Consider the following 23,805-nt stretch of genomic DNA (forward strand, 5'->3'; position numbering starts at 1 on the left):
CCGTCGTCCTTAGCGGGTTTCCAGTTCGCCGAGCAGCGCGTCGATCGCGCTCGCGGCGTCGGTGTCGCGATGGGCCGCGCAGGCCGCGTCGATCGCCGCCGCGCAGCGGGCCAGCGTGCGTGCGTCGAACAGCGTGCGCAGCGGCAGCGCGAGGCCCCAGTGCAAGTTGGCCTGCGCGTGCGCCTGCGTCGCGAGCAGCGAATGGCCGCCGAGCTGGAAGAAATCGTCGTCGCGGCCGATCGCGTCGACGCGCAGCACGCGCTGCCAGATCGCCGCGAGCGCGCGCTCGGTGTCGGTCGCGAGCGCGACGGCCACCGCCGCCTCGCGCTGCGGCGCCGGCAACGCATGGCGGTCGCACTTTCCGTTCGGCGTGACGGGCAGCGCGTCGAGCTCGATCAGCTGCGACGGCACCATGTACGCCGGCAATTGCGCGCGCAGCGCGTCGAGCAGCGCGGCACGGTCGAGCGGCCCCGCGTCGCCGCGCGCGACGTAGCCGATCAGCTGCTCGTCGCGCACGATCACGACCGCGTCGTGCACGCCGGGCGCCGCGCGCAGCAGCACCTCGATTTCGCCGGGCTCGATGCGCTGGCCGCGCAGCTTCACCTGCGTATCGACGCGCCCGAGATAATCGAGCGCGCCGTCCAGGCGGCGGCGCGCGAGGTCGCCGGTGCGGTACATGCGCGCGCCCGGCACGAACGGATCGGGGACGAAGCGCTCCGCGGTCAGGCCCGGGCGGCCGAGATAGCCGCGCGCGAGGCCCGCGCCGGCCAGATACAGCTCGCCGGTCGCCCCGGCCGGCAGCGGCTGCCACGCCGCATCGAGCACGTGCAGTTGCAGGTTCGCGATCGGATGGCCGATCGGCACCGCGGGCGCGCGCGCGTCGTCGGCGCGGCAGGTCCAGTGCGACACGTCGATCGCGGCTTCCGTCGGCCCGTACAGGTTCACGAGCGTGGCGTCCGGCAGCAGCCGCGCGACCTTCGCGACCAGCTCCGGCGCAAGCGCCTCGCCGCTCGCGACGATCAGGCGCACGCTGTCGCATTGCGCGGCGGCGCCGAAATCGTCGAGATACGCGGCGAACGCGGCCAGCATCGACGGCACGAAATGCAGCACCGTCACGCCGTGCGCGTGGATCGCGGCCGCGAGCCGCGCCGGATCGCGGTGCTCGCCCGGCGCCGCGATCGCGAGCGTCGCGCCGGTCGCGAGCGGCCACACGAACTCCCACACCGAGACGTCGAAACCGAACGGCGTCTTGTGCAGCACGACGTCGTCGCGCGTGAGCCGGTACGCGTCCTGCATCCACGCGATGCGGTTCGCCAGCGCGCCGTGCGTGTTGCCGGCGCCCTTCGGCTTGCCGGTCGAGCCGGACGTGTAGATCAGGTAGGCGAGCTGCGCGCCGTCGACGACGGCGGGCGCGTCGGCTTCGTGCGCATCGTCCGTTCCGTCGGCGAGCAGCTCGGCGACCGTGAGCAGCTGGGCTGCCGAACCGTTGCCGAGCGCCGCTTCGACCTGGGCGCGCAGCTGCGGCTGCGTGATGACGACCGCGGGCCGCGCGTCGCGCAGCAGGTATGCGATGCGCTCGGCCGGATAGTCGGGGTCGACCGGCAGGTAGGCGGCGCCGGCCTTCAGCACGCCGACCAGCGCCATGACCATGTCGAACGAGCGCTCGACGCACAGCGCGACCGCCGTATCGCGCCGCACGCCGCGCCGGCGCAGCGCGGCGGCCACGCGCGACGTGCGCAGGTCCAGCTCGCGGTAGCTCATGCGCTGCACGCCGTCGACCGGATGCGCGTATTCGAGCGCGATCGCATCGGGCGTCGCGCGCGCGGCCGCCGAGAACTGCAGATGCAGCGGCTGCCGCTGTGCGTCGGGCCAGCTGCGCGCGGTCTGCTGCGCGCGCGCGAGCGCGGTGGATGCCGCGTCGTCGGCGATCGACAGCGTGCCGAGCAGCGCATCCGGCGTGCGGGCCAGCGCGTCGAGCGCGCACGCGAACGCGCGGTGCCAGGCGTCGACGTCGGCGGCGTCGAGGCGTGCGGCGTCATAGCCGTAGTCGATCGTCAGCTCGGCGCCGCTTTCGATCACGAGCGTCAACGCGAAATCGGTCGCTTCGATGCTGCGCACGTCGCTCAAGCGCAGCGCGCGCGGATCGGCGTCGTCGCCCGCAGCGTCGACCGGATAGTTCTCGAACACGACGAGGGTGTCGAACAGTGCGCCGCCGGCGCCGCGCGCCCAGCGCTGGATGTCCGCGAGCGGCGTATGCGCATGCTCGGCCGCTGCCGCGTTGTCGCGCTGCAATGCGCGCAGCCAGTCCGCCGCGCGCTGCTGCGGCGCGGGCGCGGTGATCACCGGCAGCGTGTTGATGAACAGGCCGAGCACGGCGTCGACGTCCGGCAGCGCATCGGGGCGGCCGGCGACGGTCGCGCCGAACGCGACGGCCGGCTGATGCGTCATGCGCTGCAGCGCGAGCGCCCACGCGCCCTGCACCAGCGTGTTGACGGTCAGCTGCAGCGCACGCGCCGCTTGCGTGACGCGCGCCGTCGCGTCGGCGGCGATCGTCGCGCGCCGCGTCGTCATCCGCGCCGCCGCGCGGTCGGCCGTGCGCGCGGCGATCAGCGTCGGCGCATCGAGGCGCGCGAGCCGCCCGGTCCAGAAGCGCTCGTCCGCGCCGCGCTCGCGGGTGCCGAGCCACGCGATGAAGTCGCGATAGCGCAGCGCCGGGCGGCCCTCGAACGGCGACACCGCGTCGGGATCGCGGTAGTCGCGCAGTACCTCGGCAAGCAGGCGCGCGGTGCTCCAGCCGTCGAGCAGCACGTGATGACGCGTCCACACCACGCGCCACGCGTCGTCCGTCACGCGGATCAGCGTGACGCGCATCAGCGGCGGCTCGCGCCAGTCGAAGCCGCGCGCGCGGTCGGCGGCCAGCCATGCGTCGAAATCCGCGTCGAGCGTCGCGCCGCGCGCGCGCCAGTCGAGCTGTTCGATCGGCATCCGCGCATCGCGATGCACGCATTGCAGCGGCGCGGCCTCGTCGGGTATCACGCTGGTGCGCAGGATGTCGTGGCGCGCGAGCGCCGCATCGAACGCGGCCGCGAAGCGCTCGGCGTCGAGCGCGGTCGCGCGCGCGACGAGCTGGTTCACGTAGCTCGCATGACCGGGCGCGTACAGCGCATGGAACAGCATGCCCTGCTGCATCGGCGACAGCGGATACACGTCGTCGATCGTGCGCCAGTCGAGCGCGGCGCGCTCGATCGCGGCCTGCGTGAGGCCGGCCGCCTGCGCGAGCGGGAAGTCGCCCGGCGTCGCACCGCCGCCGCGCCGCGCGACCCGCGACGCGCACGCGTCGACGAGTTCGCGCAGCGCGCGCGCAAAGCGTTCGGCGAGCGCATCGACGGTCGCGCGCTCGAACTGCGGCGCGCCGTACACCCAGTGCAGCTTCAGCGTGCGCGCGCCGTCGCGGTCGGTGTCGAGGTACGCGTGAATCGCCAGCGTATTGCCGAGCGGCCCGTGCGGGTCGCGCTCGATGCCGGCGCCGCCGAAGCGCGGCACCAGCAGCGCGTCGCGCGGCGCGTCGAACTGGCCGAGATAGTTGAACGTGACGCGCGGGCGCGGCACCGCCGCCAGCGCCGCGCGCGTCGCCGCGTCGCCGTAGTGCGCGAGCACGCCGAAGCCGAGCCCCTTGTGCGGCACCGCGCGCAGCGTGTCCTTGACCGCGCACAGCGTCGCGCACGCGTCGGCCTCGACCGGCAGCGTGACCGGATAGTGGCTCGTCAGCCAGCCGATCGTGCGGCTCGCGTCGGCGTCGTCGAACAGCGCCTCGCGGCCGTGCCCTTCGAGCTCGATGCGGCACGCCGCGGCGCGGCCCGCGCCGGTCAGCGCGCGGGCGAGCGCCGCCGCCAGCAGCTCGATCGTCTGCGTGCGATAGGCCGCGTGCGCATCGGTGAGCGCGGCGCGCGTCAGCGCGGCGTCGATCGTCTGCACGACGACGGCCGCATCGGCGTTGGTCGCCGGCGCATCGGGACGATCGGGCACGAACGCGTCCCCGTGCGCCATGCCGGCCCAGTACGCGACTTCGGCGGCGAACGGCGCGTCCGGCCCGAGCGCGGCACGCGCGAGCCGCGCGGCCCATGCATCGGCGCGCAGCCCCGGCGGCGACAGTCGCGCCGGCATGCGTTCGCAGGCGGCGCGATAGGCGGCGTCCAGATCGTCGATCAGGATGCGCCACGACACGCCGTCGACGATCGCGTGATGAATCGCCAGATACAGCCGCGTCGCGCCGTCCGGCAGCCGCGCCGCGCATGCGCAGGCGAGCGGACCGCGGCCGAGGTCGAGCCGACGCTGCAATGCGTCGAAGCGCGCGAGCGCATCGGCTTCGTCGCGCGCGGCGACCTCGGCGAGCGGCAACGCGTCGTACGGCTGCGCGGCGTCGTGCGCGCGCCAGCTGCCGTCGGCGCCGCGCGTGAAGCGCTGGCGGAACGCATCGTGATGGGCCAGCACCGCGGCGAACGCGCGCGCGAACGCATCGGCGTCGAACGGGCCGCGCACGTCGAACGCGACCGACTGGTTCCAGTGGCCCGGATGCGGCACGTCGAGCGCGAAGAAGCGTTGCTGCGCGGGCGTCAGCAGCCCGGGGGCCGACGCGGACGCGGCGGCCTGGACCGGCACCGGCGTTGCGGCCGGCGTGACGCCGACCGCCTCGGTCTTGGCGACGCGCGCGAGCCCGGCGATGGTCGGCGCGTCGAACAGCTGCTTCGGCGTGAAGCGCACGCCGAGCTTGCGCGCGCGGGCGATGACCTGCAGCACGAGGATCGAGTCGCCGCCGAGTTCGAAGAAGTTGTCGTCGCGCGCGACCTGCGGCGCCTTCAGCACCGCTTGCCACACCTGCGCGAGCGCCGTTTCGACCGGCCCCTGCGGCGCGTCGCCGCCGGCCGCGGCCACCGGCGCCGCGGCGAGCGCGCGCAGCGCCACGCGATCGATCTTGCCGTTCGCGGTGACGGGCAGACGCGCGAGCGCGACGATCTGCGCGGGCACCATGTAATCGGGCAGCGTCGCGCCGAGCGTCGCGCGCACCGCGGCCTCGTCGAACGCGGCGCCGTCGCGCAGCACGACGAAGCTCGCGAGCCGCATGCGGCCGTCGTGCTCGATCGCCAGCGTTTCCGCCTGCGCGATCGGGCCGGCCGCGCGCAGCGCGGCGCTCACCTCGCCCGGTTCGACGCGATAGCCGCGAATCTTCACCTGATCGTCGATCCGGCCGACGAACGCGAGCCGACCGTCCGCGCGCAGGCGCACGCGGTCGCCGGTGCGATACAGGCGCGCACCGGGCGTGAACGGATCGGGCACGAAGCGCTCGGCCGTCTGCGCCGGCCGGTTCAGATAGCCGCGCGCGACGCCGGGGCCACCCAGATACAGCTCGCCGGTCGCACCGGGCGGCACGCATGCGCCGAACGCATCGAGCACCAGCGCGCGCGCATTCGGCAGCGGTGTGCCGAGCGGCACGCCGCTCGCCGCGTCGCGCGCGTCGGCGGCGATCGACACGGTGTCGCACGCGATCGCGCCGACGGTCGCCTCGGTCGGCCCGTAATGATTGATCACGCGGCAGGCCGGCGCGAGCGCGGCCACGCGCGCGACCAGCGCCCACGTGAGCGTTTCGCCGCCGGTCACGAGCGCGTGGCGCGGCAGCACGTCGGCCGGCACGCGCGCATCGAGCAGCGCCTGCAGATGGCTCGGCACGATCTTCAGCACGCCGACGTCGCGGCCGCGCATTTCCTGCGCGAACAGGTCCGGGTCGAACGCGCACGCGGCCGGCAGCAGATGCAGCGTGCGGCCCGCGCACAGCGCGCCGAACAGCGTCGTGTGGCCGAGGTCGGCGGCGACGGTCGAGACCATCGCGAACGACGCGTCCGGTGCGAATGCGAACTCGTCGAGCATGCCCTGCACGTAGTCGGCGAGCGCGCCGTGCGTGACGACGACGCCCTTCGGCGTGCCGGTCGAGCCCGACGTATAGATCAGATAAGCGCCCTGTTCCGGGTGCGGCGCGACACGCACGCCGCCCGCGTGCGCGAGCTGCGCATCCTGGGCGAGCGCATCGACGTCGAGCGGCTGCGCGGCCGTGTCGTGCGGCCATGCGGCGGCAGCAGCGGCAGTAGCGGCATCGGCGACGAGCGCCCAGCGCGCGCCGCAGTCGGCGGCCGCGGCGACGATGCGCGCGGCCGGCTGCGCCGGATCGAGCAGCACGGCCAGCGCGCCGGCCTTCAGCGCGCCGAGCAGCGCCGCGACGAAGCGAGCCGAGCGTTCGATGCAGACGATCACCGGCGCTTCGGCGCGCACGCCGCGCAGCGCGAGCGCATGGGCGATGCGGTTCGACGCGTCGTCGAGTTCGGCGAACGTCAGCGACGCCGATGCATCGGCGAGCGCGACGCGATGCGGATACGCGGCCGCCTGCCGCGCGAACGCGGCGACCACGTCGGCATGCTCGACGCGCAGCGCACGGCCGTCGCGCGGCTGGCGCGACGCGGGCGCCGCATCGCACGGCAGCTCGGCCGTGACGGTCTGCGGGTCGTGCGCGGCGCACGCGACGAGCGCGGCATAGCTGTCGAGCCACGCGCGCGCGGTGTCGGCGTCGATGCAGTCGGTCGCATAGGCGGCGACGAGCGCGATGCCGCTCGCGTCGTCGGTGAAGTCGAGCGCGAAGTCGAAGCGCGCGGCGAGATCCGGCCCCGGCATCGCGACGGCGGTCGCGCCCGGCAATACGCTGTCGTGCCGCGCGTCGAACTGCTGGGCGAACTTCACGCGCAGCCATTCGTCGCCGCGCCGCACCGGCGGCTTCACCGCATCGACGACGCGCTCGAACGGCACGTCCTGGTGCGCGACCGCGTCGAGCGCGGCCGCGCGCGTCGCCTCGACGAGCGCGCGGAACGGCTGCGTCGGCGCGACCCGCACGCGCAGCGCGACGGTGTTCAGGAACAGGCCGAGCAAGCGGCGCGTTTCCTCGCGCTGACGATGCGCGACCGGCACCGCGACGACCACGTCGGTCTCGCCCGTCAGGCGCGCGAGCCATGCGTCGAACGCGGCCAGCAGCACGGTGAACACGGTGGCCTGCGCATCGCGCGCGAGCTGGCGCAGGTCGGCCGCGACCGCGTCAGGCAGGCGCACGGACACGCGCGCGCCGTGCTGCGTGCGCGTCGCGGGCGGCTGGCGGTCGGTCGGCAACGCGAGCGGGCCCGGCACGTCGCGCAGCGCCGCGCGCCAGTACGCGAGCTGGCGCTCGCCTTCGCCGCCGGCCAGCATGTCGCGCTGCCAGTCCGCGTAGTCCGCATACTGGATCGGCAGCGCCGGCAACGACGGCTCGCGGCGCTGCGCGTACGCGCAATACGCGGCCGCCAGCTCGTCGAACGCGCAGCGCGAACTCCAGCCGTCGGTGATCGCGTGATGCGCGGTCAGCAACAGGCGGTGACGCGCGTCGCCGAGCACGACCAGCGTCGCGCGCAGCAGCGGCCCGCGCGACAGATCGAACGGCGCGCCCGCATCGCGTTCGGCCACGCGCGCGGCTTGCGCATCGCGGGCGGCGGGCGGCAGCTCGCGCAGGTCCACCGTCGCGATCCGCACCGGCAGCGCGGCGTGGATGCGCTGCATCACGATGCCGTCGCCGTCGTCGACGAGCGTGGTGCGCCATGCGTCGTGCCGGCCGATCACATGATCGAGCGCGCGTTGCAGCGCCTCACGGTCGAGCGCGCCGTCGATGGTCCAGTGTGCGGCGATGTGATAGGCGGCGCCCGCATCGCGCGTCTGTGCGAGCACCCAGAAGCGCTGCTGCGCGAGCGACGCCGCACGATCGACGTACGGCGCAGCCGATGAATCTGCATCGGCATCGGCGCGCGCGCCGCGCACGGGAATCGCGGCGAGCGGCGCGCCGGTTTCGCGTTCCGCGCGATCGACCTGGGCGGCAAGCTCGGCCAGCAGCGGATCGGCGAACAGCGCGTCGAGCCGCAGGTTCACGCGCCATTGCGTGCGGATCGCGGCCTGCAGCTGCATCGCGGCGAGCGAATCCGCGCCGAGCGCGAAAAAGCGCGCGTCGCGCGACGGCGGCGCATCGAGGCCGAGCAGCGTCTGCCAGCACGCGGCGAGATGCGCCTCGGTGGCCGTGCGCGCCGGCTCGCCGGCGGGCTGGTCCGCGCGCTGCGCGGCGGCGATCCGTTCGCGCAGCGCGGCGCGATCGAGCTTGCCGTTCAGCGTGTACGGCAGCGCGTCGCAGCGCACGAACCGATGCGGCTGCCACGCGGCCGGCAGCTGGGCGCCGACGTGCGCTTTCAATGCGGCATCGTCCGCATCGTCCGCGGCAGCGCGCAACGTGACGCATGCGATCAGCCGCGTCGACCCGTTGACGGCTTCGGCGATCACGGCTGCATCGGCGACTGCCGCGTGCGTGCGCAGACACGCGGCGATCTCCGCCGGCTCCACGCGCACGCCGCGCACCTGCACCTGATCGTCGACGCGGCCGAGATAGTCGAACGCGCCGTCGGCGCGCCGGCGCGCGAGGTCGCCGGTGCGATAGACGCGCGCGCCCGGCGCGCCGTGCGCGTCGGGCACGAAGCGCTCGGCCGTCAGCGCCGCGCGGCCGTGATAGCCGCGCGCGATGCATGCGCCGCCGAGCAGCAGCTCGCCGGCGCGGCCGGGCTCGCCATGAGCGTAGGCATCGGCGTCGCCATCCGCGTCGTCGTCGATGCGCGCGACGCGCGGGCCGATCGCACGGCCTATCGGCAGCGCCGCGTAGGCATCGTCGGCGTCCAGCGCGGGCGTTTCACCGGGCTCGACCGGCCACAGCATCGGCGAGATCACGGCCTCGGTCGGGCCGTAGCCGTTGACGAGGCGCACGGACGGGAACGTGCGGCGCACGGTGTCGAACGCCTGCTGCGGCAGCGCTTCGCCGCCGAACGCGAGCACGCGCAACGCCGGCGGCACGCCGTCGCGCGCGGCGACGCTCGCGAACTCGCGCAGGTACGCGGGCGGAAACGCGGCCACGCTGACCGATTCGCGCACCATCAGCGCATGCGCGGCGTCCGGCGCGAACGGCTGCGCCGGTGCGATCGTCACGCTGGCGCCGACCGCGAGCGGCGCGAGCCAGCATTCGTGCGCCGCATCGAAATTCACCGACGCGAAATGCAGCAGCCGGTCGTCGGCTTCGATCGGCAGCGCGCCGGCCAGCGCGTCGCAATGCGCGGCGAGCGGCCCGTGCTCGACGACGACCGCCTTCGGCGTGCCGGTCGAGCCCGACGTGTAGATCATGTAAGCGGCCGCGCGCGGATGCACGGGCGCATCTTCCTCGTCGAACGCGGATGCGTCGGCGCCTGAGCCTGCCGCCGATGCGACGTCGAACGTGTGTTCGAACGGCGCGCCGAGCGCCGCGCGCCCGGCCGCATCGACGACGCCGTGACGCAGTTGCGCATCGCGCACGATCCAGTCCAGCCGCGCGGCCGGATGGCGCGGATCGAGCGGCACGAACACGCCGCCCGCCTTCAGCACGGCCAGCAGCGCGACGAACAGCTCGCACGAGCGCTCGACGCAGACGCCGACGCGCACCTCCGCGCCGACCCCGGCCGCGCGCAGCCGGCGCGCAAGCAGCGACGCCTGAGCGTCGAGCGCGCGCCGCGACAGGCGCAGCTCGTTCTGGAAAGGCGCGGCGAGCGCGGGTGCGTCGGGCGCGAGGCGCGCCAGGTCGCGGATTCGGTGGTGCAGCGCAGTCGGGAAACTCGTCATGTGCGTGAAGTCCTTCGGTCCGGCCGCTTCGGCCAAGTCTCGGGGCCGCTTTGGGCGGCTTCACTGGTGTGACGAACGGCGCGGCCGATTTTTTACCGTTTTGCGCATGACGGCCGCGCGCAGGCCGCGCATGGCGAGTTCGCACGCGCTGCTAAATGCCTGCGCTGCTAAATATTTGCGGCGCCCGTTCGTCTATCAGGGAGAGACGCCGCGATCGCGCGGCTGCCGCAGCGCTGCCGTTCGCGCCGGCTCTGCCGGTTGCGCGCGTTTCACCAGTTGTTCTCGCCTGCCCTTCATTAACCGACGTTGCCGATGACAGCCGCCCACGAGCCCTCTTCCCCGCCGTCCCTCGACGCCTCCCCCGGCCGCCCCGCCGCGCGCCTGATCCTCGCGCTGCTGCGCGAAAGCCGCGCCTCGCTCGCGCTCGCGCTCGCCGCCTGCGTGCTCAACGGCGTCGCGAGCGTGCTGCTCGTCGCGACGTTGAACCGCGCGCTCGCGCAGCCGGGCGCGGCCGATGCGGCGCTCGCGTGGCGCTTCGCGCTGTGCGCGGTGATCGCGCTCGTCACGCGGATCGTGTCGGGCACGCTGTTCGCCCGGCTGTCGCAGGACACGATGGCGCGGCTGCGCGTGCATCTCGCGCGGCGCGTCGGCGCGGCCGAGCTGCGCGACATCGAGCGGATCGGCGCGGCGCCCGTGCAGTCGGTACTCACCGACGACGCGACCAACGTGTCGATGCTGTTCTTCGCGTTGCCGAACCTGGTGATGCACGGCTCGATCGTGTTCGGCTGCCTCGGCTATCTGGCGTGGCTGTCGTGGCCCGTGTGCGTGCTCGCGCTCGCCGCGATCGTCGCCGGCTCGCTCGGCTATCACACCGGCGATCGCCGCGCGATCGCGTCGCTCGAGGCGGCCGGCCGCGCGCAGGACCGGCTGTTCGGCCATCTCGGCTCGCTGTTCTCCGGCGCGAAGGAGCTGAAGCTGCACGATGCGCGCGCGCGCCAGTTCGTCGACGGCCAGCTCGGCACGGCGATCGGCGAGGTGCGCGACCATCGCCGTCGCGCGTTCAGCGCGTATGCGGTCGGCGTCGGCTGGATCATCTTCCTGTTCTACGTGTTCCTCGGCGCCGCCGCGTTCTGGCCGCAACTCGGCGTGCACGCCGACGCGTCCACGGCCGCCGGCTACGTCGTCGTGTTCCTGTTCATGCTGGTGCCGCTCGACGGGCTGTTGAACAACCTGCCGACCGTCAATGCCGCGCGCGTGTCGCTCGCGCGCATCGAAGCCGTGATGGCCGAATTCGGCGCGCTGCGCACGGTGCCGCCCGCCAGCGACGCGCCCGACGTGCCGCCGGCCGGCGCCGTCACGCTGCGCGGCGTCACGCACGCGTATTTCCACGAACGCGACGAGCGGATGTTCCGGATCGGCCCGATCGACCTGACGATCCGGCCCGGCGAGCTGGTGTTCATCGTCGGCGGCAACGGCAGCGGCAAGACCACGCTCGCGAAGGTGCTGACCGGCCTCTACGAACCCGAGGAAGGCACGATCGAGGTCGACGGCCGGCCGATCGGCTGGCGCGAGCGCGCCGCGTACCGGCAGCGCTTCAGCGCGGTGTTCAACGACTTCCATCTGTTCGACGCGCTGCTCGGCATCGTGGATCCGGACGACCCGGCGCGCGCGCAGGCCGATGCGCGCGCGAACGCGCTGATCGCGAAGCTCGCGCTCGATCACAAGGTGAAGGTCGTCGACGGCGCGTTCTCGAATCGCGCGCTGTCGACCGGGCAGCGCAAGCGGCTCGCGCTCGTCGTCGCGTATCTGGAGGACCGGCCGTTCTACCTGTTCGACGAATGGGCGGCCGACCAGGATCCGTCGTTCAAGGCCGTGTTCTACGAGCAATTGCTGCCCGAGCTGCGCGCGCGCGGCAAGGCCGTGATCGTCATCACGCACGACGACCGCTATTTCGATCTCGCCGACCGGCTGCTGAAGCTCGACAACGGGCAGATCGTCAGCGATACGGCGCCCGCGCGGGCGCGTGACGGGGAGAACGCGCTGAGTGCGTGATCGTCGGGGCACGCCGGCGTGCATCGCCGTGTTGGTCGCGGCGGCGGTCTCGATGATCGGTGGCAGGCGCGCAGCGATTGCGGCGATGGGCTTGCCTGTGCAGCGCGATCGCGGCGGCCGGCTGCTGGTGGCCGGATGCGCGTCGCGCTTGCTGTGTACTGGCGTTGGGCTCGATTCGCTGTTGGGCGCATGCGTTGCGCGGAGACGTTGCGCAGGCTATGCCGTGCATGACGGAAGGCACTCTCCCCGACACGCGAAACGTGCGGCCCGATTACCGCCCCACTCACGTGATCGCGCCGGGACCAGCGTCCAACGAACCCTCGCACACCATGCCCCTCCTCAACCGCGCTACCCCGCTGTCCGACGTGAATTCCCGCCGCACGCGTCAGCGCACGGCCGGCAGTTTCAGCATCGTGTCGGTCATCACGTCGGCGAGCTTGAGCGCCGACATCGGGCCGCCGAAGCCCCATATGTTGCGTTCGACGAGCGCGATCCGGTGCTCGCGCAGCGCGGGCACGAACCGCCACACCGGCGAATCGAGCTTCGCCGCAAGCGGCACGTCCGGCCCGCTCGCGGTGACGAACAGCACGGCGAGATCGCGTTGTTTCAGCAGATCGGCGGACGTCACGTACAGCGTGCCCTCGCGCGTCGGCGTGTTCGGCCACGGCGCAAGCCCCATCGCGCGCGCGAGGCCCGCCGACGTGCTGTTGCCCGTATAGGCCCAGTAACGGTCCGGCAGCCCGAGATCCTGCAGCAGCGCGATGCGCTCGCCACCGCGTCCCGCCGCGGCAACCCGCGCCGCGTTGCGGGCGATGCCCGCGTCGAGCTGCGCTGCGACCGCTTGCGCGCGCGCGCCGCGGCCCGTGACCGCGCCGATCGTGCGGAAGATCTCGCGCATCCAGTCGAGTTGCGTGATCGGTAAACTGCGTGGCACGCCACGCTCCGACACGTTCGGGCTGAACTGGAACAGGATCGTCGGCGCGATCCGGTCGAGCGCGTCGAAGATCGGCGCATGCCGAAAGCCGACGCCGAGGATCAGATCGGGCTGCACGGCGGCGATCGCTTCGAGCCCGGGCTCCTGCCGCGAGCCGACGTCGGTCACGTGGGCGAGCCGGTCGCTGGCGTAGCCGAGCCAGCCCGGATAGAACGCCGTATCGGCCATGCCGACCGGCACGATGTCCAGCGCGATCGCGCTTTCCGCGAACATGAAGTCGAGCGCGACCACGCGCTGCGCGCGCAGCGGCATCGTCGCGCTCGCCTGCGACACGACCGGGTTGCCGGCGAGCGAGCGGCCGGCCTGCAAGGCCGTGGCCGTAGCCATACCCGCGCCACGCCCGGCCGCGCGTGCATCGCGCGGCGCCGCGCACGCGGCGGCGGCGAGCGCAGCCAGCATCCCGAGCGAACGACGGCGGCCGGCGTGCATCAGCGGCTCAGGTCCTGCTCGGCCAGCGCCGCATCGTCCATCGTCAAGAGCAGCGGGCAGCTTGCACACAGTCGGGTCTCTCCAGGAATTTCATAGCGCAGACAGCACACGCGGCGCGCGCGAAACGGCGTCGGCAGCAGCGCCGAGCGCGGCACGGCGTCGCGCACGGGCATGCGCAGCGGATTCGGTTCGCCGCCCACGCACGACGCGCCGAACAGCCAGCACGCATCGCGCACGGGATCGGCGACGCACGGCAGCGTCCGGTACATGCCGAACAGATGATCGAGCAGGTTGCCCGCGTTGCTCCACAGCACGCGCGGCGTGACGCGCCCGATCTCGGCGAGCAGCTCGATCACCGCATGCAGATGCGCGCGCAGCCCGGCGTAACGCGGCGCGGGCGCGTCGCACGGCGCGCCGAGCGCATCGGGCGCGAAGTACAGCGCGCCCGGCATCCCGTCGTCGAGCGCGACGAAGGTGCGGCGCGGCGCCATGTCGAGCGGCCGGCCGAGCGTCAGCGCGGCGACCACGGCCGCGGGCGCCGCGCGCCCGAAGTAGTACTTGCTCCATTGCGAGATCAGCGCACGCGCATGCCGCGCGGGGTCGCCGCCGTAGTGACGGACCATCGCGTCGAGCAGCGCGTCGCGATGATCGGCCAGCGCCTCGACCGGCACGACGACCCGGCCCGGTGCGTGCGTCTCGTGCGGGCGGCCGAGCCACACGACGTCGAGATGCGCGCCGAGCGCTTCGGGCGCGAACGCGGAAAACCGCGTGGCGCCGGTGTCGGCGGTGCAGCCGGGCGCCGCCGTCATCGCGCCGCGCGCCGCGCGCGGCGCCCCTCGACGATCAGCAGCCCGAGCAGATACGGCGCGCCGATCAGGGCGGTCAGCACGCCGGCCGGCACTTCGCGCGGCGCGACGAGCGTGCGCGCCGCGAGATCGGCCGCGCCGAGCAGCACGGCGCCGCAGGCGGCCGCGACGTACAGCCGCGTGCGATGCCGGCGCGCGCCGAGCATCGTCGCGACGTGCGGCGCCATCAGGCCGACGAAGCCGACCGGCCCCACCGCCGCGACGGCCGCGCACGCGGCGAGCGTCGCGATGGTCAGCGCGAGCGGGCGCAGCGCGGCGACCGGCAGGCCGAGCGCGGCCGCCTGATCGTCGCCGAGCGCGAGCATGTCGAGCGGCCGCGCGAGCCACGCGAACACCGGCACCGCGAGCGCACACCACGGCAGCAGCATCGCGACCTCGCCCCAGCTGCGGCCGTAGGTGCCGCCGACCAGCCACACGACGAAGCGCGCGGGCTGCACGCTTTCCTGCGTGATCAGCCACTGCGCGAGCGTGGTCCACAGTGCGCCGATCGCGATGCCGGTCAGCGCGACCGCGAGCGGTGCATAGCGATGCCGATGATTCAGCGCGAGCGTGATCGCGAGCGACAGCGCCCCGCCCGTCAACGCCGCCGCGGCGAGCGTCAGCTGCCCGGCGAGCGGCCACGTCGACAACGCGAACAGCGTGACGAGCCCCGCGCCCTGCGTGACGCCGAGCACTTCGGGGCCGGCGAGCGGATTGCGCACGACGCTCTGCATCGCGACGCCGCTCGCGGCCAGCAGCGCGCCCGCGAACAGCGCGCACAGCAGGCGCGGCATGCGCAGGTCGATCAGCATGCGCGCGACCGGATCGTGGCCCGCGAACGCGGCCCACCAGCGCGCGGGCGTCACCCATTCGGGGCCGGCCGACACGCCGGCGAACACGATCGCCACGACGACTGCGGCGGCGGCCGCGAACAGCGCGCCGCGCAGCGGCCAGCCGAGCCGCTCGAGCCGTTCCAGCCGGCCGACCAGCCGCGTCGCGCCGCTGCCGGCCGCGCGCTCGGGCTGCGCATGCAGCACGCCCGACCACGCGGCGCCGCGCCGGATCATCGCGAGCATCAGCGGCGTGCCGACCAGCGCGATCGCGACGCCAGTCGACAAGGTCGCGTCGAGGCCCGCGGCGAGCACCGCGCTGTCGGTGGCGAGCACCAGCGCGCCGCCGGCCAGCGCCGACAGCGGCACGAGCACGCCGAGCCGTGCCGCGCGCGCGCCGCGCACCTGACGCAGCAGGTTCGGCGCGACGAGCCCGACGTACGACAGCGGGCCGGCGATGCTGACGGCCACGCTCGTGAACGCGACGGCGACGACCGTCGCGGCGAGCCGCGTCGCGTCGACGCGCACGCCGGCCGCGGCCGCCGCGTCGTCGCCGAGCGCGAGCGGGTTCAGCGGCCGGATCACGAACGGCAGTGCGACGAGCGGCGCGACGAGCCAGCGAACGGCCAACGCGAGGCCGCTCGCGCCCGGCTGATACAGGCTGCCGTTCGCCCACAGCGCGGCGCCGGCGATGTTCTGCTCGAAGAATGCGAGCACGAGCGTCGACAGCGCGGCGAACAGCAGCATGCAGACGCTGCCCGCGAGCACCAGCCGCAGCGGCGTCGCGCGCCAGCCGCCGGCCGCGGCGATCGCGCACGCGGCGGCGAGCAGCCCGCACGCGAACAGCAGCGGCACCGACGCGACGCCGGCCAGCGCCGGCACCAGCATCGCGGCGAGCAGGCCGAGCTGTGCGCCGCCCGTCACGCCGAGCAGATCGGGCGACGCGAGCGGATTGCGCGTGAGCGACTGGAACAGCGCGCCGGCGATGCCGAGGCTGCCGCCCGCGACGACGGCCGCCGCGACGCGCGGCAGGTTCAGCTCGAACAGGAACACGTGCGCGAGCAACGCGTCGTCGCTGCCGGGCGCCGCGCTCCACCATGCGCGCAGGTCGGGCGCGACGCGCAGCACCGCGAGCGCGCCGATCAGCGCGAGCAGCGCAAGCGCGAGCGCCGCGGCGCGGCCGCCGGACGCCGCGTCAGGCGCGCACGCACCGCGCCGCTTGCGTATCGCCAGCGTGGTCATGCGGCGAGGTCCGGATCGGCCGCGCGATCGAACGCGTGCGTCGCGCCGGAGACCGAAGGCCCGTACGCCGGCACGCACATCGGCGCGCCGGTTTGCGGATGCGCGAGCTTCAGCATGTCGACGCCGAATGCCGCGCGCAGCCGCTCGGGCTCCAGCATCGCATCCGGCGAGCCGTGCGCGACGACGCGGCCGGCGCGCATCAGCACGATGTCGTCGCTGTACGCGGCCGCCTGGTTCAGGTCGTGCAGCACCCAGACGATCGTCAGCCCGCGCGCGCGGTTCAGCGCGCGCAGCGCGTCGAGGATGTCGAGCTGGTGATGGATGTCGAGATAGGTCGTCGGCTCGTCGAGCAGCACGATCGGCGCCTGTTGCGCGAGCGCCATCGCGATCCACGCACGCTGCCGCTCGCCGCCCGACAACGCGCCGACGTCGCGCCCGGCGTCGCCCGCGAGGCCGCTCGTGTCGAGCGCCTCGTCGATCGCCGCGTGATCGGCGCGCGACAGGCCGCGCAGGAAGCCGCCGTACGCATAGCGTCCGTACGCGACCAGCTCGCGCACCGTCAGCCCCGACGGGATCTGGTTGAACTGCGCGAGCATCGTCAGCTCGCGCGCGAGCGCGCGGCGGCGAAACGACGCGAGCGGCCTGCCGTTCACGTCGACGTGGCCCGCACGCGCGGGCTGCAGGCCCGCGAGCGTGCGCAGCAGCGTGCTCTTGCCGCAGCCGTTCGGGCCGCACAGCGCGGTCACGCGGCCGGCCGCGATCGACAGGTCGAGCCCGTCGATCACGACCTGGTCGCGATAGCCCACCGTCAGTCCGCGCGCGGCGAGCGCGGCGGCACTACGCGTCATCGGTCCTCCGTGCGGCTGCCGGCGCGGCGCGGTAGCTCTGCGCCATCGCGACCACCACCTTGCGCGGCCCCTCGAACGGGTCGCGCGCATGCGCGCTCAGCATGTTGTCGAGCATCAGCACGTCGCCGGTGCGCCACGGGAACACGATGCGCTGGCGCTCGAGCACGCCGCGGATCTGCGCGAGCGCGTCGGCCTCGAGCGGCGCGCCGTCGCCGTAGTAGACGTTGCGCGGCACGTTGTCGAGGCCGACCGCATCGACGAGCGCGTCCTGCATGTCGTCGTCGAGCGCGGACAGGTGAAACAGGTTCGCCTGGTTGAACCACACGCGCTCGCCGGTGCGCGGATGGCGCGCGACGGCCTGGCAACGCTCGCGCGTGCGCAGCAGCAGTTCGCCGTCGTCGCCGGTGCGCCAGGCGCATTCGATCCCGCGCGCCGCGCACATGCGCTCGACCGTGGCCGGATCGTCGGTGCCGAACGACTGCTGCCACGGCAGGTCGAGCCCCTGGCCGAAGTTGCGCACGTACAGCAGCTCGCGCTGCTCGAAACGTGCGACCAGCGCCGGGTCGAGCGCGCGATACACGGCGCGGCTGTCGGCGATCGGCGTCGCACCGCCCTGCTGCGCCGCGAGCGCACAGTGAAACCAGATCCGCAACGGCCACTCGCGCGTGTACGACTGCTCGTTGTGCAGCGGGATCGCGCGGTGCGGCGGGTATTCGGTCGACGTGTACACCGCGCCTTCGACCTGGCTGCGCGGCGTCGACGCATATTCGTAACCGATCAGCGGATCGCCGAACGATGCCGCGAAGCGCTGGAACGCGTCGATCGACGGCACGCGAAAGCCCGTGAACAGCACACCGCCCGCCCGTTCGAGCGTGTCGGTCGCGATCGCATGCGCGAGCGGCGCGAGCGTGTCGATCGACATCCCGTCGGCGCTGCGCGGCGACACGACGGTGGGCAGTCCCGGCTCGATACGCAGATCGTCGAGCGTCGGCAACGAAAGCAGGGTCATGCAACGTCCTCTTCAGGTAGCGCGCCGCCAGCGGCGCGGCGCGTCACGACGCGCGGGAAGCGGGCTCGCCGTCCATCGCGCGGCGCAGGCTCGCCGGGCGCATGTCGGTCCACACGGCGTCGATGTGCGCGAGGCAGTCGGCCTTCGGGCCGCGCACGCCGACCTCGCGCCAGCCGGCCGGCACCGCCCGGAACGTCGGCCAGATCGAATACTGTTCTTCGTCGTTGATGACGACCGTGTAGACGAGGTCGTCGGTGTCCGCGGAAGGCGTCGTGGCTTGCGTCATGATCGAGAAAAACGGGAGACGGTTGAGGGATGCGAAGCGGCGGAATGTCGATTCAACCGCTCCTGTATTGAAGACGTTTGGCCGGCGCGATTTTTTACCGGCGCCGCGCGCGGCCGCCGAGAAACACCGGGCATTCGACGCCGCGATGGCACGCATCGAGACATTCGGCGCAGTGCCGCTCGGCGTCGCGCACCATGAAGTGCACGAGCGTCTGCGACACGTTCAGCGCGCGCGCCGCGGTCTGCAGCGTCTCCTCGCGCAGCCGCACCATCTCGAACGCCGCGCGGCTGCGCGCGGGCAGATCGTCGAGCGCGGCGCACACGCGGCGCAGCGCGTCGCGCGTCATCAGCGCGGCCTCGGGCGTCGGCTCCGGCGACGGCACGTCGAAGCCGTCGTCCTCGTCCGTGTGATGGATGCTCTCGAAACTCTGCCGGCGCAGCGCGTCGATCGACGCATTGCGCACCATCCGCGTCACGTACGCGACCGGCTGGCGCACCGCGTCCTGGTTCGGAAACTCGACGAGCTTGACGAACACGTCGTGCACGACGTCCTCGGCGCGGCTCGCGCAGCCGACGAAGCCGCGCGCGACGTTCACCAGCATCGCGCGATGCGCGACCAGCACGTCGAGCAGCGCGCCGTGCGCGTGCGGCGCGCCGCGGCCCGCGCGCACGGCCGCGCGCGGCGCAAGATCGGGACAACTGCCGAGGAACGCATTCGCCGTTGCCGCCGCCGGCCGTTCGAGCACTTGCGCCATTGCCATCGATCCGCTCCATCAGTTTCGAGATGGGGCAATTTAACGTAAACGCAAATCATTCTCAATCCGATTAACGGAAAGCCCTTCGATTTTGTCGGGATTTGTCTGATCAAAGTGCGGCGGGGGCCGGCCGGTGCTGCGTCGTGCCGCCGGCCGGCGGGCGGATCACGCGGCGGCGTCCGCGCCTTCGGCGGGCGTCCAGCCGCCGCCGAGCGCGCGATACAGCGCGATCGCGTTCGCGAGGCGCAGCTCCTTGAGCCGGATCAGCGCCTGGCCCGACTCGTAGGTGCTGCGCTGCGCGTCGAGCAGCTCGAGGTAGGTCGCGACGCCGGCCGCATAGCGACGCTCGGCGAGTTTCAGCCGGGCGCCGTCGGCCGCGTAGACGTCCTGCTGCGCCGCGAGCTGGCGATCGATCCAGCCGCGTGCGGCGAACGCGTCGGCCACTTCGCGGAACGCCGTCTGCACGGTCTTCTCGTATTCGGCGACGGCGATGTACTTGCGCGCGTCGGCCACGTCGAGATTGGCGCGATTGCGCCCGCCCGCGAAGATCGGCAGCGTGATGCGCGGCGCAAACGACCAGACGCTGGTACCCGCCGCGAACAGGCTCGAGAACGCGTCGCTGACCGAGCCGTAGTCGGTCGTCAGCGCAATGCGCGGGAAGAATGCCGCGCGCGCCGCGCCGATCTGCGCGTTCGCGGCCTGCAGACGCGACTCGGCCTGACGGACGTCGGGCCGCCGTTCGAGCAACGCGCTCGGCGCGCCGGGCGCGACCGGCGCGATGGTAAGCGCGTCGAGCGTCGCGCCGTCGGCCGGCGCCTCGCGCGCGAAATCGCCGGCGAGCAGCTGCAGCGCGCGCAGCGCTTGCGCATGCTCGCGCTGCAGCCCGGCCTGCGACGCACGCGCGGACGCCACCAGCATCTCGGCCGAGCGCAGCTCGATCGCATCGCTCGTGCCGGCCGCGTAGCGGCGCCGCGTGAGCGCGGCGATGCGTTCGCGCGCGTCGAGCGTGCGCTGCGCCAGCGCCAGTTGCTCCTGCAACGATCGTTGCGCGACATACGCGCCGGCGACTTCGGCGATCACGCCGATGCGCACCGTGCGCTGCGCATACGCCGTCGCGAAATAGTCGGCGAGTGCGGCATCCGACAGGCTGCGCACGCGGCCGAACAGGTCCAGCTCGTAGGCGCTGATGCCGACGCCCGCCCGATACAGCCCGCTCACCGCGCTCTGGCGCACCACCGGGTCGTACTGGCGGGTGCGGTCGTAGGCGAGGTTCGCATCGAGCGACGGCAGCTGGTCCGCGCGCTGCACGCCGTACAGCGCGCGCGCTTCGTCGAGCCGGCCGGCCGCGATCCGCAGGTCGCGATTGTTCGCGAGCGCAGCGTCGATCCACGCCTGCAGCGTGGGGTCGGTGAAGTAGGCGCGCCAGTCGTCGAGCAGCGCTGCATCGGCCGATGCCGACGCAGCGGGCTCGCCACCCTGCCCGCCGTCCGGCGCTGCGTAGCTGGCCGGCACGGGCGCGGCCGGCCGTTCGTAGTGCGGCGCGAGCGAGCAGCCCGCGAGTGCGAGCGCCGCGGCCAGCGCGAGCGGGACGCGGCCCGCCATGCGGCGATTGAGCGCGACCATCAATGCGAACCCTCCATCGTCGTCGGCTGCGACGCGCCGCGCCGGCGCGGGCCGACGTCGAACACGCGGCCGACCATCACGAAAAACAGCGGCACGAGAAACACCGCGAGCACCGTGGCCGTGATCACGCCGCCGAGCACGCCGGTGCCGATCGCCATTTGCGCGCCGGACGCCGCGCCCGACGCGAACGCGAGCGGCAGCACGCCGACGCCGAACGCGAGCGACGTCATCACGATCGGCCGCAGCCGCAGGCGGGCGGCCTCGCGCGCGGCGTCGATCAGCGGCATGCGCTGCGCGACCAGATCCTTCGCGACTTCGACGATCAGGATCGCGTTCTTCGCCGACAAGCCGATCGTCGCGATCAGCCCGACCTTGAAGTAGATGTCGTTCGGCATCGCGCGCAACGTGACGCCGAGCACCGCGCCGATCACGCCGAGCGGAACGACCAGCATCACCGCGAACGGAATCGACCAGCTCTCGTACAGCGCCGCGAGCGCGAGGAACACCACCAGCACCGACAGCGCGAACAGCATCGGCGCCTGCGCGCCCGACAGCCGCTCCTCGAACGACTGTCCCGACCACGCGTGGCCGATTCCCGCCGGCAGCGTCGCGGCAAGCCGCTCGAGCGCGGCCATCGCTTCGCCGCTGCTGTGTCCCGGCGCGGCCGAGCCGTTGATCGTGAACGACGGGAAGCCGTTGTAGCGCGTGAGCTGCGGCGGCCCGAGCGTCCAGCGCAGCGTCGTGAACGCCGCGAGCGGCACCATCTCGCCGCGCGCGTTGCGCACGCGCAGCTTCTTCACGTCGTCGGGATCGACGCGATGCTGGCCGTCGGCCTGCACGATCACGCGGCGCACCTGCGTGCCGTGCATGAAGTCGCCGATGTAGTCGGAGCCGAACATCACCGCGAGCGTCGTGTTGATCTCGTCCATCGACACGCCGAGCGCCGACGCCTTCGCGCGATCGACGTCGAGCTTCAGTTGCGGCGCGTCCTGCATGCCGGCGAACATCACGTCGGTCAGCGCAGGGTCGCGGCCGGCCGCCGCGAGCAACTGTTCGCGCGCGGCGCTGAACGCCGCGTAGTCGAGCCCGCCGCGGTTCTGCAGCCGGAAGTCGAAGCCGCTCGTCGAGCCGAGATCGGGCAAGGCCGGCGCGTTCATCGCGAACACCGTCGTGTTCGGCGTGCCCGCGAAGCGCGCGTTGATGCGCGCGACGATCGCCTGCACGTGATCGCGCGCGGCCTTGCGCGCACGCCAGTCCTTCAGCGAGACGAAGATCATCCCGCCGTTCGGCCCTTCGCCGTACAGGTTGAAGCCGCCGAGCGCGAACGTGTACGCGGCCGGCTCCTCGCGGCGCAGGTACGCGTCGACCTCGCGCACGCTGCGCATCGTCTCGGCGAGCGGCGTGCCCTGCGGCCGGATCACCATCACCATGAAGTTGCCCTGATCCTCGTCGGGCAGGAACGCGCTCGGCAGTTGCGTGAGCATCAGCACCGCGGCCGCGGTCAGCGCGCCGTACACGACGAGCCAGCGCAGCGGCCTGGCGAGCATCGTGCCGACGCGCGTCGCATAGCGCTGCGTCGCGCGCGCGACGAAGCGGTTGAACGCGCCGAAGAAGCCGCGCTTGTCGTGATGGCCGCCGTCCACCGGCTTGAGCAGCGTCGCGCACAGCGCGGGCGTCAGCGACAGCGCGAGAAACGCCGAGAAGGCGATCGACACCGCGAGCGCGAGCGCGAACTGCCTGTAGATGTTGCCCACCGCGCCGCCGAAGAACGCCATCGGCACGAACACCGAGGTCAGCACCACCGTGATGCCGACGATCGCGCCGCTGATCTGCTGCATCGCCTTGACGGTCGCTTCGTACGGCTCGAGCCGCTCCTCGACCATCAGCCGCTCGACGTTCTCGACGACGACGATCGCATCGTCGACGAGGATGCCGATCGCGAGCACCATGCCGAACATCGTCAGCACGTTGATCGAGAAGCCGAGCGCCTGCATCACGCCGAACGTGCCCGCGAGCGCGACCGGCACGACGAGCGTCGGGATCAGCGTCGCGCGCAGGTTCTGCATGAACAGGAACATCACGAGGAACACCAGCACGCCGGCCTCGATCAGCGTCGTGACGACCTTGTTCATCGACACGCGCACGAACGACGACGTCTCGTACGGGATCTGGTACTTCACGCCCGGCGGGAAGTACGCGGACAGCTCGTCCATCGCCGCGCGCACGCGCCGCTCGGTCGCGACCGCGTTCGAGCCGGGCGCGAGCTTGATCCCCATGCCGGTCGCGACCTTGCCGTTCACGTACGACGGATAGTTGTAGTCGTTGCCGCCGAACTCGACGCGCGCGACGTCGCGCAGATAGAGCGCGGAGCCGTCCGGCTGCGTGCGCAGCGCGATCGCGCCGAAATCGGCCGGCGTCTTCAGCGGCGCGTCGGCGAACACCGTCGCGGCGATCGGCGCGCTGTCCGGCACCGCGCTGCGGCCGATGTCGCCGATCGTCACGCGCGCGTTGTGCGCACGCACGGCCGACGCGATGTCCGACGCGGTGACGCCATGTCCGGCCAGCTTGTCCGGGTCCGGCCAGATCCGCATCGCGTATTCGGCGCCCCAGAACTGCACGCGGCCGACGCCGTCGACGCGGCGCAGCGCCTGCACGACGTTCGCCGACGCGTATTCGCCGAGCTGCACGTCGGTCATGCGGCCGTCGTCCGACGTCAGCGACACGACCAGCTGGATGTTGTCCGCTGCCTTCTCGACCTGGATGCCGGCGCGCCGCACCGGTTCGGGCAGCCGCGCGTCGACCGTCTTCAGCCGGTTCTGCACTTCGACGGCCGCGAGATCGGCGTTCACGCCCTGCTTGAAGGTCAGATAGAGCGATGCGCTCCCGGCGCTGCTGCTCGCCGACGTGTACAACAGCCCCGGCGCGCCGTTCATCTCGCGCTCGATCAGCGCGGTCACCGATTCCTCGACGACCTGCGCGGACGCGCCCGGGTAAGACGCATAGATGCTGACGACGGGCGGCGCGATGTCGGGATACTGCGCGACCGGCAGCGCACGAATCGCGAAGCCGCCGCCGAGCAGGATGAACAGCGCGATCACCCATGCGAACACGGGGCGATCGATGAAGAAACGTGCCATGGTGTATGA

Annotated in this window: 11 protein-coding genes; 1 reads left to right on the forward strand and 10 read right to left on the reverse strand. The window is 73.0% G+C overall.

Annotation, left to right across the window (positions count from 1 at the left end):
* Window positions 1–9: 9 nt before the first annotated feature.
* The gene (locus AK36_RS21125; protein WP_045579471.1) at window positions 10–9,747 is read right to left on the reverse strand and encodes a non-ribosomal peptide synthetase; all 9,738 of its coding nucleotides are present in this window, start codon (window positions 9,745–9,747) and stop codon (window positions 10–12) included.
* 312 nt (window positions 9,748–10,059) lie between these two features.
* Here AK36_RS21125 and AK36_RS21130 point away from each other — a divergent pair, with 312 nt between their 5' ends.
* Window positions 10,060–11,799: a cyclic peptide export ABC transporter gene (locus AK36_RS21130; protein ID WP_045579124.1), complete on the forward strand. Its 1,740-nt coding sequence runs from the start codon at window positions 10,060–10,062 to the stop codon at window positions 11,797–11,799.
* 385 nt (window positions 11,800–12,184) lie between these two features.
* Here AK36_RS21130 and AK36_RS21135 read toward each other — a convergent pair whose 3' ends face one another.
* From AK36_RS21135 to AK36_RS21175, 9 genes are all read right to left on the reverse strand, one after another.
* A complete protein-coding gene (locus AK36_RS21135) occupies window positions 12,185–13,222 on the reverse strand; it encodes an ABC transporter substrate-binding protein (protein WP_045579125.1) in 1,038 nt (345 codons plus the stop codon).
* On the reverse strand, window positions 13,222–14,031 hold the full coding sequence (fhuF, locus tag AK36_RS21140) for a siderophore-iron reductase FhuF (protein ID WP_045579126.1): 810 nt from the start codon (window positions 14,029–14,031) through the stop codon (window positions 13,222–13,224). The genes AK36_RS21135 and fhuF overlap by 1 nt, the downstream gene beginning before the upstream one ends.
* Window positions 14,028–16,139 carry a Fe(3+)-hydroxamate ABC transporter permease FhuB gene (gene fhuB, locus AK36_RS21145; protein WP_045579127.1) on the reverse strand — a complete coding sequence of 704 codons (2,112 nt, stop codon included), beginning with the start codon at window positions 16,137–16,139 and terminating at the stop codon, window positions 14,028–14,030. The genes fhuF and fhuB overlap by 4 nt, the downstream gene beginning before the upstream one ends.
* Window positions 16,136–16,987, reverse strand: a complete 852-nt coding sequence (locus tag AK36_RS21150; RefSeq protein ID WP_014723008.1) for an ABC transporter ATP-binding protein — start codon at window positions 16,985–16,987, stop codon at window positions 16,136–16,138. Before AK36_RS21150 ends, fhuB begins: the two co-directional genes overlap by 4 nt.
* Entirely contained in the window at window positions 16,977–17,996 is a 1,020-nt protein-coding gene (locus tag AK36_RS21155; RefSeq protein ID WP_011884793.1) for a TauD/TfdA family dioxygenase, read from the reverse strand. The genes AK36_RS21150 and AK36_RS21155 overlap by 11 nt, the downstream gene beginning before the upstream one ends.
* Before the next feature lie 43 nt (window positions 17,997–18,039).
* On the reverse strand, window positions 18,040–18,282 hold the full coding sequence (locus AK36_RS21160; protein WP_011884790.1) for an MbtH family protein: 243 nt from the start codon (window positions 18,280–18,282) through the stop codon (window positions 18,040–18,042).
* A gap of 94 nt (window positions 18,283–18,376) precedes the next feature.
* Window positions 18,377–19,042: an RNA polymerase factor sigma-70 gene (locus AK36_RS21165; protein WP_011884789.1), complete on the reverse strand. Its 666-nt coding sequence runs from the start codon at window positions 19,040–19,042 to the stop codon at window positions 18,377–18,379.
* A gap of 159 nt (window positions 19,043–19,201) precedes the next feature.
* Entirely contained in the window at window positions 19,202–20,659 is a 1,458-nt protein-coding gene (locus AK36_RS21170; RefSeq protein ID WP_045579128.1) for an efflux transporter outer membrane subunit, read from the reverse strand.
* Window positions 20,659–23,796 (reverse strand): multidrug efflux RND transporter permease subunit, encoded by a 3,138-nt coding sequence (locus AK36_RS21175; protein WP_014723005.1) that lies wholly within the window; start codon window positions 23,794–23,796, stop codon window positions 20,659–20,661. The genes AK36_RS21170 and AK36_RS21175 overlap by 1 nt, the downstream gene beginning before the upstream one ends.
* Window positions 23,797–23,805: the final 9 nt, after the last annotated feature.

Origin of the sequence: Burkholderia vietnamiensis LMG 10929 (assembly GCF_000959445.1) — a bacterium.
GTDB classification, from domain to species: domain Bacteria; phylum Pseudomonadota; class Gammaproteobacteria; order Burkholderiales; family Burkholderiaceae; genus Burkholderia; species Burkholderia vietnamiensis.